Origin of the sequence: Amycolatopsis sp. NBC_00348 (genome assembly GCF_036114655.1) — a bacterium.
GTDB lineage: Bacteria > Actinomycetota > Actinomycetes > Mycobacteriales > Pseudonocardiaceae > Amycolatopsis.
Genome location: NZ_CP107994.1, coordinates 1,726,372 through 1,740,640, shown reverse-complemented (window position 1 = coordinate 1,740,640; position 14,269 = coordinate 1,726,372). Strand labels below are relative to the sequence as shown.

Below are 14,269 nucleotides of genomic sequence, written 5' to 3'. Positions count from 1 at the left end.
CGTGGAGATCACCGTGACCGTCAACGACGAGGCGTACCGGCGCAGCGTCGAGCCCCGGCTCCTGCTGGTCCACTTCCTGCGCGACGACCTCGGCCTCACCGGCACGCACTGGGGCTGCGACACGTCCAACTGCGGCACCTGCGTGGTCTGGCTCGACGGCCTGCCGGTCAAGTCGTGCACGGTGCTCGCGGCGATGGCCGACGGCAAGCGCGTCCGGACCGTCGAGGACCTCGCCGACGGCCCGCGGCTCGACCCCGTGCAGCAGGGGTTCGTCGCCTGCCACGGCGTCCAGTGCGGGTTCTGCACCCCGGCGATGCTGATGACCGCGCGCTGGCTGCTCGACCGCGACCCCGACCCGGACGAGGACACCATCCGCGAGGCCATTTCCGGGCAGCTGTGCCGCTGCACCGGCTACGAGAACATCGTCCGCGCGGTCCGCTGGGCCGCCGAGCACCCGGACGGTGAAGCGTGACCGCGAACGGCCACGGTTCCGTGCCCCGCAAGGAAGACGGCCGGTTCGTCCGCGGCCGCGGCACGTTCCTCGACGACGTGACCCGGCCCGGCATGCTGCACGGCGCGATCCTGCGCAGCCCGCACGCGCACGCCCGCGTCGTCGCGACCGACACCAGCGCCGCCGAGGCGCACCCGAAGGTCCGGGCCGTCATCACCGGCGCGATGCTGGCCGAGCGCGGCATGGCGTGGATGCCGACGCTGTCCCACGACGTCCAGGCCGTGCTGGCCACCGACAAGGTCCGGTTCCAGGGCCAGGAGGTCGCGTTCGTCGTCGCCGAAGACCGCTACGCCGCGCGAGACGCGCTCGAGCTGATCGACGTCGAATACGAGCCGCTGCCGGTGATCGCCGACGCGCGGACCGCCCTCGACGCCGACGCCGCGTTGATCCGCGACGACGTCGAAGGCCGTACGGACAACCGGATCTTCGACTGGGAGTCCGGTGACGCCGAAGCGACCGCCGACGCCTTCGCGCGCGCGGACGTCGTCGCGACGCAGGACATGCTCTACCCGCGGGTGCACCCGGCGCCGATGGAGACCTGCGGCGCGGTCGCCGAGCTGGACCCGGTCACCGGCAAGCTGACCGTCTGGGCCACCGCGCAGGCACCGCACGCGCACCGGCTGCTCTACTCGATGATCACCGGGCTGCCCGAGCACAAGATCCGGATCGTCGCGCAGGACATCGGCGGCGGCTTCGGCAACAAGGTCGGGATGTACCCGGGTTACCTGTGCGCGGTCGCGGCCACGATGCTCACCGGGCGGCCGGTCAAGTGGGTCGAGGACCGCTCGGAAAACCTGATGAGCACGTCGTTCGCCCGCGATTACCACATGCACGGCGAGATCGCGGCGACGCGCGACGGGAAGCTGCTCGGCCTGCGCGTGCGGGTGCTGGCCGACCACGGCGCGTTCAACGGCACCGCGCAGCCCTCGAAGTTCCCGGCCGGGTTCTTCCAGGTCTTCACCGGTTCCTACGACCTGCCCGCGGCGCACTGCGCGGTCACCGGCGTCCACACGAACAAGGCGCCCGGCGGCGTGGCGTACGCGTGTTCCTTCCGCATCACCGAAGCCGTGTACCTGGTCGAGCGGATGATGGACGTGCTCGCCTACGACCTCGGCGTCGACCCGGCGGAGCTGCGGGAGCGGAACCTGTTGCGGCCCGGGCAGTTCCCGTACACCTGCGCGACCGGCTGGGAGTACGACTCCGGCGACTACCCCAGGGCGCTGGCGCTGGCCAAGGAGATGGCGGGCTACGACGACCTCCGCCGCGAGCAGAAGGACAAGCGCGAACGCGGGGAGCTGATGGGCATCGGCCTGAGCTTCTTCACCGAAGCCGTCGGCGCCGGCCCGCGCGAGCACATGGACATCATGGGCCTCGGCATGGCCGACGGCGCCGAGCTGCGCGTGCACCCGAGCGGTTCGGCCGTGCTGCGCCTGTCGTGCATGTCCCAGGGCCAGGGGCACGAGACGACGTTCGCCCAGATCGTCGCGCACGAGCTGGGCATCCCGACGGACGAGGTCGAGGTGGTGCAGGGCGACACCGACGCCACGCCGTTCGGCCTCGGCACCTACGGCTCGCGCTCGACGCCGGTGTCCGGCGCGGCGACCGTGCTGGTCGCGCGGAAGGTGCGCGCGCGGGCGCGGCTCGTCGCCTCGGCGATGCTCGAGGTCAGCCCGGACGACCTGGAGTGGGAGCCGGGCCGCTGGTTCGTCCGCGGGGTGCCGGACCAGGGCCGGTCGATGCGTGAGATCGCCCGCGCCGCGCACTCCGACCTGGCGCTGCCCGAAGGCGTCGAGGGTCACCTGGACGCGTCCTGCGTGTACAACCCGCCGAGCCTGACCTACCCGTTCGGCGCCTACATCTGTGTCGTGGACGTCGATCCCGGCACCGGTCAGGTGCGCGTGCGCCGGTTCGTCGCGGTCGACGACTGCGGCGTCCGGATCAACCCGGCGATCGTGGCCGGGCAGGTGCACCGCGGCCTCGCCGACGGGATCGGAATGGCGCTGATGGAGCTGATCGCGTTCGACGACGACGGCAACCACCTCGGCGGGTCCTTCATGGACTACCTGCTGCCGACGGCTTTGGAGTGCCCGTCGTGGGAGCTGGGCGAGACGTGCACGCCGTCCCCGCGCCACCCGATCGGCGCCAAGGGCATCGGCGAGTCCGCGACGGTCGGCTCCCCCGCCGCGGTGGTCAACGCCGTCGTCGACGCACTGCGCCCGTACGGCGTGCGGCACGCGGACATGCCGCTGACACCGGCGGCGGTCTGGTGCGCGATGCAGGGCCGTCCACTTCGGACGGACCTGGCGATCACCTGAGACCCGGCGAGCGCGGGCGCACCACGAGCGCGGCGACGTGGTACCCGCACGGCTCGGCACCGTGCTGATGCAACGAGAACTCAGCTGACGGCGGACGTAGCTTGGGTGACCCGGTGATGGTGGGCGAAACACCTCGGCCGTCTCGGCGAGCGGGTGGGTGTCTCCGGCAAGGTCCGCAAGCGGCCCCTTGCACCGCGTCCGCTGGACGTTCCCAGCGCGGAAGACCAGCTCAGAGCAGGATGACCCGGCGGCCTCGCGTGTGCCCGGCGTGGCTGTCGATGTGCGCGTCCGCGGCCTCCGCGAGGCTGTACGACTTCTCGACCGGGATGCGGAGCTTCCCGCGCGCGATGAGGCCGGCCGCCTCGACGAGTGCGTCCGGCACGCTCCCGGCCGTGTCCGAGAACCGGACCCCGAGCGCGGGCGCACCGAGATCGGCGATCGAGACCACCTTGCCCGGATCGCCGGTCAGCGCGACGAGCTCGCGGATCACGCCCGAGCCGGCCAGGTCGAGCGCGGCGTCGACCCGGCCGAGCTGCCGCACCCGCTCGACCCAGCCCTCGCCGTAGGTCGTGGCGACGGCGCCCAAGCCGCGCACGTAGTCCTGGCTCGCGGCCCCGGCCGTGCCGATCACCGTGATGCCGCGGTCACGGGCGATCTGCAGCACCGCGGACCCGACTCCGCCGGAGGCGCCGCTGACCAGCAGCGTCTGGCCGGGCCGCACGCCGACCTGGCGGATGACGCGCAACGCCGTCTCGACGACCGAGGGGTAACCGGCGGCCTCCGCGAACGTCAGGCCCTCGGGCATCCGGGCCCAGGCCGACAGCACCGCGAACTCGGCGTAGGTGTCCGAACCTTCCCCGAACACGCGGTCGCCCACCTCGACGCCGTCGACGCCGTCACCGACTTCGTCCACCACTCCCGAAGCGTCGATCCCGACTCCGGCGGGCAGCCGCAGCGGATGGGCCTTCAGGAACTGGCCTTCCCGGACCCGCCAGTCGACGGGGTTCACCCCCGCGGCCCGCACGGCGACGCGGACCTGACCGGCGCCCGCGTGGGGCTCCTCGGCGTCTTCGAGGCGCAGGACGTCCGGACCGCCGAACTCGGCGAAGCTGACTCTCTTCATGCCGCCGACGTTAGCACTAACGGTTAGCGTTTTGCACTGACTACGCTTTCGTAGCTGATAGCATCAGCACATGACCGAGCCGGGACGCCGTGAGCGCAAAAAGGCCGCGACCCGCCAGAAGATCGCCGACACCGCCCTGCGGCTCTTCCTGGAGCGCGGGTACGACGCGGTGGGCATCCGCGACGTCGCCGCCGAGGCCGACGTCGCCGTGACCACGCTCTTCTCCCACTTCGCCGCGAAAGAGGCCCTGGTGTTCGAGCGGGACGACGACTTCGAGCAACGTCTCACCCAGGCGGTCACCGGCCGGGCGCCGCACGAGCCGCTCGTGCCCGCGCTGCGCCGCGAGGTCCACGCCCTGGTGCGCCACTGCACGGCGGAGGGCGCCGCCCCGATCCGGCGCATGATCGACGGGTCACCCGCGCTGCGGGAGTACGAGGAGTCGATGCGGCTGCGCCACGCGGAATCCCTGGCCGCGGCCATCGCCGCCGACCCCGGCCTGGCACGGACCCCCACGGCCTGCCGCACGATCGCCAGGTTCGTGATCGACGCCTACTCCCTGTCCCGCGAGGCGGCCGATCCCCCGGCGGCCGTCGACGAGATCTTCGGGATGATCGAGGCCGCTTGGGAGGTCACCCGGCCTGTTGCCGCAAGTCGCTGACCCACCCGGCGCGGCATCGATCACGGCTGATCCGGCGCCACCTGGATGATCGTCTTGCCGGGGGTGCGCCGGTGGCGGGCGAACGCCTCGGCCGTTTCGGCCAGCGGGCGGACGTCGCCGACGCGGGGGCGCAGGCGGCCGTCGCGGACACGCTGCGCCAGGTCCGCCAGCCGGGCGCGGTCGGGCTCGACCACGAAGAAGACGGCTCGCCCGTCCTTCGGCCGCACCGTGGGTGGCGCCGCGATCGTCACGAGCGTGCCGCCCGGGCGGACCAGCGCGGCCGACCGCTCGAGGACGTCGCCGCCGATGACGTCGAAGACCACGTCGACGTCGCCGGGCAACGGATCCGCGGCCAGGTCCAGGAACGCGTGCGCGCCGAGGTCCCGGACGACGTCGCGGTCGGCGGCCCGGCCGGTGCCGATCACCCGGGCACCGACCTCGCGGGCGAGCTGGACGGCGATCGACCCGACGCCGCCCGCCGCGCCGTGGATCAGGACGGTCTGGCCGGTGGTGAGGCCGGCGTGGTCGAACAGTCCCTGCCACGCCGTCAGTCCGGAGACCGGCAGCGCCGCGGCGACCGCGTAGTCGATGTCGGCGGCGAGCGGCGCGAGGTTGCGCGCCTCCACCGCCGTGTACTCGGCGAGGGACCCGTCGCGCGTCCAGTCCGTGAGGCCGAAGACCCGCTGGCCGACGGTGAGGCCGGTGGTGCCGTAACCCAGCTCGGCGACGACCCCGGCCACCTCGTGCCCGGGGACGCTCGGCGTGCGGTCACCGCCGGCGCGGTCGGTCCAGGTGCCGGGCCAGTCCAGCTCGCCGGGGGTGAAGCCGGCGGCGTGGACGCGCACGATGACGTCGTTCTCCGCGGCGTGCGGGTGGGGCAGGTCGGTCAGGGTGAGTCCGCCGACGCCGGCGTCGCGGTCTCGTACGGTGATGGCTCGCATGGCGGTTCCTTTCGCGTCAGCTCGGCCAGCCCGAGCCCATGATCCGCTCGACGGTCGTCGTCCGCCGGAATCCGGGGACGAAGTGCGCCAGGACGTCGGAGTTCACGGTTCCGTTGGTCGTCTCCGGGCGGTTCTTCAGGCCGTCGAGGTAGGTGCTCAGGAACTCTTCCTTGAACTCGCCCCGCGGGTGCGCGGCGACGACTTCCGCCACCTGATCGGGGTTCAGCCCGGCCAGGCCGAACCCGACGACGTCGGTCAGCACGCCGAAGTGGGTGGCGGCGATCTCCGGGCCCATGCGGCCGGGAATCCCCGGCGTCGTGTGCAACGCGATCGCCGTCCACACGGTTTCCGCGGCCGCCGCGGAGAACCCGTGCGCCAGCAGGAACTCGCGCCCGTGGTCGGCCCCGTCGACCTCGAACCGCTGCTCGACGCCGGAGAAGGGCGTCAGGAGACCGGCGTCGTGGAACAGGGCGGCCAGGTAGAGCAGTTCGGGATCCGGTTCGACGCCGAGCCGGGCGGCGTGGATCCGGCCGAAGAAATAGACGCGGCGGGAGTGGTGGTAGAGGAGCGGGCTGGTCGTCTCCCGGGCGAGCCGGGTCGCTTCGGCGACCGCGGCCGTTTCGGGAACCGCCACCCCCGCGATGATCTCTGACATGGCTTCAGCGCTTTCGCTCGTGGTCGCCGGACGGGATGTCCGGCTTCCATGGTGCCGACTGAAGCCGACGTGGCACGGCCTTCGTCCGGCCAGGAACCCCTCGGATCAGGACACAGCCGGAGTCACGAACAACCGTCCGCGGTGTCGATGCGGTACGACCTCAGAACAGCGCGACGGGGTTGACCGGGATGCCGGTCAGGCCGTGGACACGTGGCGGGGCAACGGAAAGCAGGAAGCTGTAGCGCTCCAGCTCCGCGCACAGCGCCGCGAGGTCGTCGAGCGCGACCGCGTCGATCAGGGGCATCGCCAGCCGGCCCAGGCCGATGCCGTGCAGCGGGGACGGGCCGCCCGGGTCCAGTGGCGGGAAGGCGTCGCCCCGGTCGGGTGCGCAGAGTGCGACGCCGCGGCGGTCCATCCAGCGCACGGCGTCGACGCTGATGCCCGGGGTCGGCGTGCCGGGGACCGGGGTGGCCGGCCAGCCGAGCCGGACCACCAGTGCGTCACCCGGGCGCACCTCGACGCCGAGGCGCCGCTCGGCTTCCTCGAAGTCGTGTGACGTCACCGCGTATCCCGAGGGAAGCGGTCCGTCGACGGCCAGGTCGAGCAGGATCCCGCGCGTCACGATCCCGGCGGCGAAGGCCGACGTCGACGCGTGCGTGACCCCGCCGGCGGTCACGACCTCGGCCCGCGGGCGGCCCGGGTAGACCTGGTCGCCGGTCGACCAGTGCGCCAGCGCGTCGAGGTGCGTCGACTTCGCGTGGTGGTTGGTGACCAGCATCAAGTCGGCCGACACGCCCACCCCGGTGTACGACATCAGCTGCTGCACCGGCGAAACGTCCACCGTCGTGGGCGCGAACGGGCTGCTGATCATCGGGTTCGGCGTGATCGGCTGCGCCAGCGACACCCACCGGCCCGTGCGCACCTCGGCGGCGGCCTGCGCGCGCACGTCGTCGGTGATCAGGTTGAGCGTGCCCAGTTCGTCGTCGGCGCCCCAGCGGCCCCAGTTGTCCGGCAGGTCGGGGTCGGCCATGAGCGGGGCCCTTCTCGTCGCGATCGCCGGAAGGCGGTCGCCGACCGCCGCGTCGTGATCCACCGTACTCGATCGATCACGACCGGCGGCGGGTCGCGTCAGGCGTCCTTTGTGGACAGCCGGTCGGCTTCGTCCCGCGTCGCCGGGGTCTCCGGGGCGCGCCGGGTCAGCACCAGCGGGGCGTCGTCGGTGACGGCCACTGTGTGCTCGGAGTGGGCCGTGCGCGAGCCGTCCGCCGAGCGGATGGTCCAGCCGTCGGGGTCGTAGACGATCTTGTCGGTCGTCCGGGCGAACCACGGTTCGAGCGCGAGGGTCAGGCCCGGCCGGAGCTTCATCCCGCGGCCCGCCTGGCCCTTGTTGGAGACGTGCAGGTCCTCGTGCATGGTGCGGCCGATGCCGTGGCCGCCGAACTCGGTGTTGACCGGGTAGCCGTAGTCGCACGCCACCGCGTAGATCGCCGCCGAGATGTCGCCGAGGCGGTTGCCCGGGCGCGCCACCTCGATCGCCGCTTCCAGTGCTTCCTCGGTGGCGCGGATGATCCGCAGGTCCTCCTCGGCCGGGGTGCCGACGATGACCGTGCGCGCCGAGTCCGCCACCCAGCCGTCGATGCCGACCGCGATGTCGGCGCTGAGCACGTCGCCGTCCCGCAGGACGTAGTCGTGGGGCAGGCCGTGCAGGACGGCGTCGTTGACCGAGAGGCAGATGACGTTGCGGAACGGGCCCTTGCCGAAGGACGGCGCGTAGTCCCAGTAGCACGACTCCGCGCCGCGGCGCTCGATCATGCCGCGCACGTGGTGCTCCAGGTCCATGAGGTTGACGCCGACGTCGGCGAGCCGGCCCACCTCGGTCAGCACCTCGGCGACAAAACGCCCGGCCACGTGCATGCGCTCGATCTCGGCGGGCGTCTTCAGTTCGATCACGAAAACCTCACGTCACAGGGTTGGTATAGTTATACCGGGACCGTAGCACTTGCCGGTATAGTAATACCAGTCCTACCCTCGGAGCATGGTCCGTCAACCGCTCACGCCCGCCCAGGTCGAAGCCGGCCGGCGGCTCGGCGTCCTGCTGCGCCGCGCGCGGGCGGGCCGCGACCTCGCGGAAGTCGCACAGGCGGCCGGCATCTCGCCGGAGACCCTCCGCAAGATCGAGACCGGCCGCCTGCCCTCCCCCGGCTTCGGCACGGTCGTCCGCCTCGGCGAGGTGCTGGACACCCCGCTGCACGAGCTGGCCGCCACCTGGCGCGGCCCCGACGTCCCCCTGCACACCGCCCCGGCCTACGGACGGCTTTAGGCCGACGCCCGCCGCGGCGGCCTGGTTCGTCCGGATGCGCCGTGTCGTCCCGGCAATCACGAGTGTCGACCCTAGGATCACGGGAGTCGACCTCCCGATCACGCGAGCCGACCTCTCCGGCCCACGCGCCGGCGGTGCCGGCCCACGACTTCGCTCGCGGCCCGTGTGATCCGGAAGCCGACTCCCGTGATCAGAGGGTCGACACGTGTGTTCGGAGGGTCGACACGCGGGTGTCGGGGCTCAGGACTTCTGCTGGTCTCCGCTGAACATCTCCCGCAGGCTCTCCGGGAGTTCGCCGTCGAAGAGGCTTTCCATCAGGGCGGCGTCGTCGAGGGGGGTGGCGGTGCGGGTGAACATGGCCTCCTCGTAGTCGGCGAGCGCGGCTTCGACGTCGCCCGGGTGGGCCGCCAGGGCCTGGCCGAGTTCGGCGCCGTCCAGCATGGCCAGGTTGGCGCCCTCGCCGTTCGGAGCCGTCACGTGGGCGGCGTCGCCGACGAGGGTGACGCCCGGCAGGCGGTCCCAGCGGTGCCCGATCGGCAGGGCGTAGTGCGGGCGGAAGACTGGCGCGGTGTCGGCGTCGGTGATCAGCGCGGTGAGCTCCGGGGCCCAGCCGTCGAACTCCCGCGCGATCCGCGCCGTGACCGCGGCCGGATCGGCGAAGTCGAGGGCCTCGAACCAGTCCAGGGACTCCGTGAGCGCCACGTAGGCGTGCAGGGTGTCACCGCTTTCCCGGTGGGCGCTGATCGCCCGGTCCGGGGTGGGCCCGTTCGACGCCATCGAGCCACCGCCGACCGCTTTCGCCGTGGCGGGGTGCCGGGTGTCGGCGTCGTAGAGGTAGGTCTCGATGAACGCCGTGCCGTCGTACTCGGGGACAGCGCCGGTGACCAGCGACCGCACCCGCGACCAGGTGCCGTCCGCGCCGACCAGCAGGTTCGTGACGACGGTGGCGCCGTCGGCGAAGGTCACCTCGTAGCCGCCTTCGGCGCGGACGCGGGTGGCGCTGACCTTGTGGCCCCACCGGACGGTCCCGTCCGGGAGCCCGTCGAGCAGCAGCCGGCGCAGCTCGCCGCGCTGCACCTCGGGGCGGCCGCCGGTGCCGTCGTCGACCTTCTCGAACAGGAGTTTCCCCTGGTGGTCGAGGATCCGCATCGCCTGCCGGCCCTCCAGCACCAGGCCCTGGAACGCCTCGGTCAGGCCGGCCGCCTCGACGGCGAGCAGGCCGTTGTAGTCGTGGATGTCGAGCATCCCGCCCTGCATGCGGGCCATCGGGGACGGCTCGGCCTCGTACACCGCGGACGGGATGCCGTGGACGTGCAGGACGCGGGCGAGGGTGAGGCCGCCGAGTCCGGCACCGATGATCGTGACTGGGGTGTTCATGGTGGCTCCTTCGCCGATCGCGGCCGCCTGGTGAGCCCAGGCGCGGCCGCCGTTGGAATTACATTCCAAGATTGACGCGGGCCGCTGGCACGGGCCGCACACGGCGCTGGCAGCGACCTGACTCCCGGTATCGCGCGCTACCAGTACGGCTTTCACCTGCACAAACCCAGCGAAGCTAGGCCGAACGGGTTACGGTCGGAGCACCGAGCGGGAACGGAGGCCGGCATGGCAGCGCGTGACACCGCCCGCGTCCCCGCCTGGGTCGAGCCGATGCTGGCCAAGGCCGACGGCGGGCGCCTGCGCAGCGGCCCCGAGTGGGCCTACGAGTACAAGCTGGACGGCTACCGCGCCGCCATGCGCATCGCCCCCGACGGCACCACGGTGCTCACCAGCCGCAACAACATCGACTTCACCGCCGAGTTCCGCGGCGTCACCGGCGTCCTCGACCTCGACGGCCAAGCCGCGCTGCTCGACGGCGAAGTCGTCGTCTACAACGAGGACGGCCGGATCGACTTCGAGCTGATGCAGGAACGCCGCGGTCGCTACGTCAAGCACCAGAGCTCCCTGCGCCGCGACGAACCCTTCGACGACCTCCCCGTCCGGTTCCTCGCCTTCGACCTCCTGCAGCTGGGCGAGCGCAGCCTGCTCGCCTCGCCCTACGACGAACGTCGTCGCCTGCTCACCACGCTGCCGATGCCCGACCTCCACAAGGTTTCCGTCGTCCGCGCGGTCACCTTCGCCGAACTCGACGCCGACCACCGCTCCCCCGCCGACTTCCTGGCCCACGCCGCCGACGCCGGCTACGAGGGCGTCGTGGCCAAGCTCCGCAGCTCGACCTACCAGCCCGGCCACCGGCCCGACTCCTGGCTCAAGCACCCGTTCATCCAGACGGCGGAGGTCATCGTCTGCGGCTGGCGCCCCGGTCAGCGCAGCTTCACCGGCACCCTCGGCGGCCTGCTGCTCGGCGCCCACGACCCCGCCACCGGCGACCTCGTCTACATCGGCGACGTCGGCACCGGCTTCTCCCAGGCAGCCCGCGCGGACCTCGTCACCATGCTGACGCCGCTCGAGCGCCGGACCCACCCCTTCGCCACGACGCCGCCGCGCGAGGACACCACCCGCGCCCGCTGGGTCGAACCGCACCTCGTCGGCGAGGTCGTCTACCGGCAGTTCACCCGCGGCGGCCGCGTCCGCCACACCGCCTGGCGGGGCCTGCGGGCCGACAAGAGCCCCGACGACGTCCGCGCGCCCCGCTCGACCGGCCAGGCCGCGCCGGAGCCCGCGCCCTCGGAGCCGGCGCCGCCGCTGGGGCCGAAGATCACCGTGCAGGCCGGAAACCGGCGGCTGACACTGTCCAATCTGGACAAACCGCTGTTCCCCGACGGCTTCACCAAGGGCGAGGTCATCAACTACTACTCCCGCGTCGCGCCCGTGCTGCTGCCGCACCTCGCGGGCCGGCCGGTGACGTTCATCCGCTTCCCCGACGGCGTCGGCGGCCAGCAGTTCTTCGAGAAGAACGCCCCGCGCGGCGCCCCGGACTGGCTGCCGACCGTCACGCTGCCCAGCACCGGGTCCCGGTCCGGCCGCGGCGAAGGCACCATCGACTACGCCCTGCTCGACGAGCTGCCCGCGCTGGTGTGGGCCGCGAACCTGGCCGCGCTGGAGCTGCACGTTCCCCAGTGGACGGTCGGCCCCGGCGCGACCCGCCGACCGCCGGACCGGCTGGTGTTCGACCTCGACCCCGGCCCGGGCACGTCGATCGTCGACTGCTGCCGGGTCGCCGAACGCCTGCACGACGTCCTGCTCGCCGACGGGCTGACGCCGTTCGCGAAGACGTCCGGTTCGAAGGGAATGCAGCTCTACTGCGGCATCCGCACGGCCGACCCGGCCGCGCCGTCGGCCTACGCCAAGCGGCTGGCGCAACGGCTCGCGCGCGAGACCCCGGCGACGGTCACCGCCGTCATGGTCAAGGCCCAGCGCGCCGGCCGGGTGTTCGTCGACTGGAGCCAGAACAACCCGGCCAAGACGACGGTCGCGCCGTACAGCCTGCGCGGCCGCGAGCACCCCACGGTCTCGACGCCGCTCACGTGGGCCGAGGTCCGCGCGTGCCGGCACGTCAGCCACCTGACCTTCACCGCCGACGACGTCCTGGACCGCGTCGAGACGCACGGGGACCTGCTCGCGCCGCTCCTGGAGACTCAGGCCCCGCTGCCGGCCCGATGAGCCGTCAGCGGGACTTCGCGCGCAGGTGGAGCCGCTCCCCCTGCTTGCCGAACAGGCTCAGGATCTCCGCCGGCCGCCCGTCGACCGCGCCGAACCAGTGCGGCAGGCGCGTGTCGAACTCCGCCGCCTCGCCCGGACCCAGCGTCATGTCGCGGTCCGCCAGGACCAGCCGTAGCCGTCCCGACAGCACGTACAACCACTCGTAGCCCTCGTGGACCTGCGGGTCCGGCTCGCCCGTCTCCGGCTCGAGGATCATCTTGAACGCCTGGGGCGCGCCCGGCTGGCGGGTCAGCGGGAGCACCGTCATCGTCGCGCCGTTGTGGCGCGGGATGCGCCGCGCCGTCAGGCGGACGCGCGGGTCGCCGACCTCCGGCGCGCCGACCAGCTCGTCCAGCGGGACCTGGTGGGCCTGCGCGATCGGCAGCAGCAGCTCCAGGCTCGGCTTGCGCTGGCCGGCCTCCAGGCGCGACAGCGTGCTCTTCGAGATGCCCGTCGCCTCCGAGAGGTCGGCGAGGGTGACCCGCCGCTGCGTGCGGACCCGCTTGAGCCGCGGGCCCACCTCGGCCAGTGCCTGGTTGATCGCGTCCATCATGCCCCCAGGAAACTCCTTCGTCCCGGAAACGGCAACAGAAGTTGTCGGATTCGTGACGCCGGGGTCATGGTGGCCGCATGACCGAGAACAGCAGTTACGACGTAGTGGTGGTGGGTGGCGGGGCCGCGGGCCTCAACGCCGCCCTGATGCTCGGCCGGGCGCGGCGGCGCGTCGCGGTCGTCGACGGCGGCGCGCCGCGCAACGCCCCCGCCGCCCACATGCACGGCTTCCTCTCCCGCGACGGGCTGCCGCCGGACGAGCTCCTCAAGATCGGCCGCGAAGAGCTCGCGGGGTACGGCGTCGACCTCGTCGACGACGACGTCACCAGCCTCGAGCCCGGCTTCACGCTGCGCCTGGCCGGCGGCCGCGTGCTGACCGCGCGGCGCGTCCTGTACGCCACCGGCGTCCACGACGACCTCCCGGACCTCCCCGGCCTGCGCGAAAGCTGGGGCACCGACGCGGTGACCTGCCCCTACTGCCACGGCTACGAGGTCCGCGACCGGCCGCTCGGCGTGCTCGGCACCGAAGCCGCGAGCGTCGAGCACGCCCTGCTCGTGCGCCAGTGGTCACCGGACGTCGTCTACTTCGCCCACACCGCGCCGCCGTCCGAAGAGGACCGGACGCGGCTCGACGCGCGGGGCATCCGGGTCGTCGAGGGCACCGTGACCGCGGTGCGGCGCGAGGACGGCGAGCTCGCCGGCGTCGAGCTGGGCAGCCGGTTCGTGCCGCGGGCGGCGCTGTTCATCCGCACCCGGACCGTCCCGCACGACGCGCACCTGCGCGAGCTCGGCTGCGCGGTGGAGAACGACGTCGTCAAGGTCGACGCGAGCGGGCAGACCAGCGTGCCGGGTGTGTGGGCCGCCGGCAACGTCGTCGACGCGCGGGCCACCGTGATCATCGCCGCGGCCCAGGGCGCGGCCGCCGCCGGAGCGCTCAACCACGACCTCGTCGCCGAGGACGTCCGCATGGCAATCGACTCCTACCGCGGCTTCACGCCCGCGGCGGAACGTGCGGCGATGCGCTGACGCGCTGGTGTTGCCGGGCCGCGCGTGCCAGGCTCGGCCCGTGCGCCCGACGCTGTACGACTTCGCCGGCGGCGACCCCGCGTTCCTCGCGCTGGCCGCCGCCCACCACGAACGCTGCCTGGCCGATCCCGAGCTGAACCACCCGTTCTCCCACCCGGGTCAGCACCCGAAGCACGTGGAGCGGCTGGCCTGGTACTGGGCGGAGGTGATGGGCGGCCCGCCGCGGTTCTCCACCGGGTGCGCGGACCACTCGGCGATGCTCAGGATGCACGCGGGCAACGGCGACATGAGCGACCTCGGCCGCCGGTTCGTGGACTGCTTCGTGCTCGCCGCCGACGACGCGGGACTGCCCGCCGATCCCGGGTTCCGGGCCGCGCTGCGGTCCTACATGGAGTGGGCGGTGGCCGAGGTGCTCACCTACCCGGGGCCTGCCGAAGAAGTGCCCGCCGGCCTGGCCGTGCCGCACTGGTCGTGGAACGGGTTGCAGCCGGTGTAACGCCCGGGGCGGCCGCGACGTCTTGTGGGCAAC

14 protein-coding genes are annotated in these 14,269 nt (G+C 72.8%); 7 read left to right on the top strand and 7 right to left on the bottom strand.

The genetic code is table 11. The features are described from left to right. Window position 1 precedes the first annotated feature (1 nt). The gene (locus OHS58_RS07755; RefSeq protein ID WP_326952579.1) at window positions 2-472 is read left to right on the top strand and encodes a (2Fe-2S)-binding protein; all 471 of its coding nucleotides are present in this window, start codon (window positions 2-4) and stop codon (window positions 470-472) included. Further along, the gene (locus OHS58_RS07750; protein WP_328647701.1) at window positions 469-2,826 is read left to right on the top strand and encodes an aerobic carbon-monoxide dehydrogenase large subunit; all 2,358 of its coding nucleotides are present in this window, start codon (window positions 469-471) and stop codon (window positions 2,824-2,826) included. The genes OHS58_RS07755 and OHS58_RS07750 overlap by 4 nt, the downstream gene beginning before the upstream one ends. Window positions 2,827-3,055: 229 nt before the next feature. Here the strand turns inward: OHS58_RS07750 and OHS58_RS07745 are convergent, their stop codons facing one another. Then, the gene (locus OHS58_RS07745) at window positions 3,056-3,949 is read right to left on the bottom strand and encodes an NADP-dependent oxidoreductase (protein ID WP_328647700.1); all 894 of its coding nucleotides are present in this window, start codon (window positions 3,947-3,949) and stop codon (window positions 3,056-3,058) included. Window positions 3,950-4,019: 70 nt separating this feature from the next. Here OHS58_RS07745 and OHS58_RS07740 point away from each other — a divergent pair, with 70 nt between their 5' ends. Then, window positions 4,020-4,607: a TetR/AcrR family transcriptional regulator gene (locus OHS58_RS07740; protein ID WP_328647699.1), complete on the top strand. Its 588-nt coding sequence runs from the start codon at window positions 4,020-4,022 to the stop codon at window positions 4,605-4,607. Window positions 4,608-4,627: 20 nt separating this feature from the next. On the opposite strand, the gene OHS58_RS07735 is transcribed toward OHS58_RS07740, so the two are convergent. The 4 genes from OHS58_RS07735 to map form a co-directional block, all read right to left on the bottom strand. Further along, entirely contained in the window at window positions 4,628-5,548 is a 921-nt protein-coding gene (locus OHS58_RS07735) for an NADP-dependent oxidoreductase (protein WP_328647698.1), read from the bottom strand. 16 nt (window positions 5,549-5,564) lie between these two features. Further along, the gene (locus OHS58_RS07730; protein ID WP_328647697.1) at window positions 5,565-6,182 is read right to left on the bottom strand and encodes an HD domain-containing protein; all 618 of its coding nucleotides are present in this window, start codon (window positions 6,180-6,182) and stop codon (window positions 5,565-5,567) included. 181 nt (window positions 6,183-6,363) lie between these two features. Next, on the bottom strand, window positions 6,364-7,233 hold the full coding sequence (locus OHS58_RS07725) for a cyclase family protein (RefSeq protein WP_328647696.1): 870 nt from the start codon (window positions 7,231-7,233) through the stop codon (window positions 6,364-6,366). A gap of 98 nt (window positions 7,234-7,331) precedes the next feature. Next, a complete protein-coding gene (gene map / locus OHS58_RS07720) occupies window positions 7,332-8,153 on the bottom strand; it encodes a type I methionyl aminopeptidase (protein WP_328647695.1) in 822 nt (273 codons plus the stop codon). 85 nt (window positions 8,154-8,238) lie between these two features. Here map and OHS58_RS07715 point away from each other — a divergent pair, with 85 nt between their 5' ends. Beyond that, on the top strand, window positions 8,239-8,523 hold the full coding sequence (locus OHS58_RS07715) for a helix-turn-helix transcriptional regulator (RefSeq protein WP_328647694.1): 285 nt from the start codon (window positions 8,239-8,241) through the stop codon (window positions 8,521-8,523). Window positions 8,524-8,763: 240 nt separating this feature from the next. Here the strand turns inward: OHS58_RS07715 and OHS58_RS07710 are convergent, their stop codons facing one another. Beyond that, window positions 8,764-9,900, bottom strand: coding sequence for an FAD-dependent oxidoreductase (locus OHS58_RS07710; protein ID WP_328647693.1), 1,137 nt, complete (start codon window positions 9,898-9,900; stop codon window positions 8,764-8,766). A gap of 225 nt (window positions 9,901-10,125) precedes the next feature. On the opposite strand from OHS58_RS07710, the gene ligD reads away from it, so the two are divergent. Continuing rightward, window positions 10,126-12,123: a DNA ligase D gene (ligD, locus tag OHS58_RS07705; protein WP_328647692.1), complete on the top strand. Its 1,998-nt coding sequence runs from the start codon at window positions 10,126-10,128 to the stop codon at window positions 12,121-12,123. Between the two features lie 4 nt (window positions 12,124-12,127). On the opposite strand, the gene OHS58_RS07700 is transcribed toward ligD, so the two are convergent. Then, a complete protein-coding gene (locus OHS58_RS07700; protein WP_328647691.1) occupies window positions 12,128-12,715 on the bottom strand; it encodes a helix-turn-helix domain-containing protein in 588 nt (195 codons plus the stop codon). A gap of 77 nt (window positions 12,716-12,792) precedes the next feature. Between OHS58_RS07700 and OHS58_RS07695 the strand changes: the two genes are divergently transcribed. Beyond that, on the top strand, window positions 12,793-13,740 hold the full coding sequence (locus OHS58_RS07695; RefSeq protein WP_328647690.1) for an NAD(P)/FAD-dependent oxidoreductase: 948 nt from the start codon (window positions 12,793-12,795) through the stop codon (window positions 13,738-13,740). A 40-nt stretch (window positions 13,741-13,780) separates the two neighbouring features. Next, the gene (locus OHS58_RS07690; protein ID WP_328647689.1) at window positions 13,781-14,236 is read left to right on the top strand and encodes a group II truncated hemoglobin; all 456 of its coding nucleotides are present in this window, start codon (window positions 13,781-13,783) and stop codon (window positions 14,234-14,236) included. Window positions 14,237-14,269: the final 33 nt, after the last annotated feature.

Coding starts and splice junctions, on each gene's coding strand:
- OHS58_RS07745 (WP_328647700.1), bottom strand. CDS start 3,949: ATGAAGAGAGTCAGCTTCGCCGAGTTCGGCGGTCCGGACGTCCTGCGC.
- OHS58_RS07740 (WP_328647699.1), top strand. CDS start 4,020: ATGACCGAGCCGGGACGCCGTGAGCGCAAAAAGGCCGCGACCCGCCAG.
- OHS58_RS07735 (WP_328647698.1), bottom strand. CDS start 5,548: ATGCGAGCCATCACCGTACGAGACCGCGACGCCGGCGTCGGCGGACTC.
- OHS58_RS07725 (WP_328647696.1), bottom strand. CDS start 7,233: ATGGCCGACCCCGACCTGCCGGACAACTGGGGCCGCTGGGGCGCCGAC.
- OHS58_RS07715 (WP_328647694.1), top strand. CDS start 8,239: ATGGTCCGTCAACCGCTCACGCCCGCCCAGGTCGAAGCCGGCCGGCGG.
- OHS58_RS07710 (WP_328647693.1), bottom strand. CDS start 9,900: ATGAACACCCCAGTCACGATCATCGGTGCCGGACTCGGCGGCCTCACC.
- ligD (WP_328647692.1), top strand. CDS start 10,126: ATGGCAGCGCGTGACACCGCCCGCGTCCCCGCCTGGGTCGAGCCGATG.
- OHS58_RS07700 (WP_328647691.1), bottom strand. CDS start 12,715: ATGATGGACGCGATCAACCAGGCACTGGCCGAGGTGGGCCCGCGGCTC.
- OHS58_RS07695 (WP_328647690.1), top strand. CDS start 12,793: ATGACCGAGAACAGCAGTTACGACGTAGTGGTGGTGGGTGGCGGGGCC.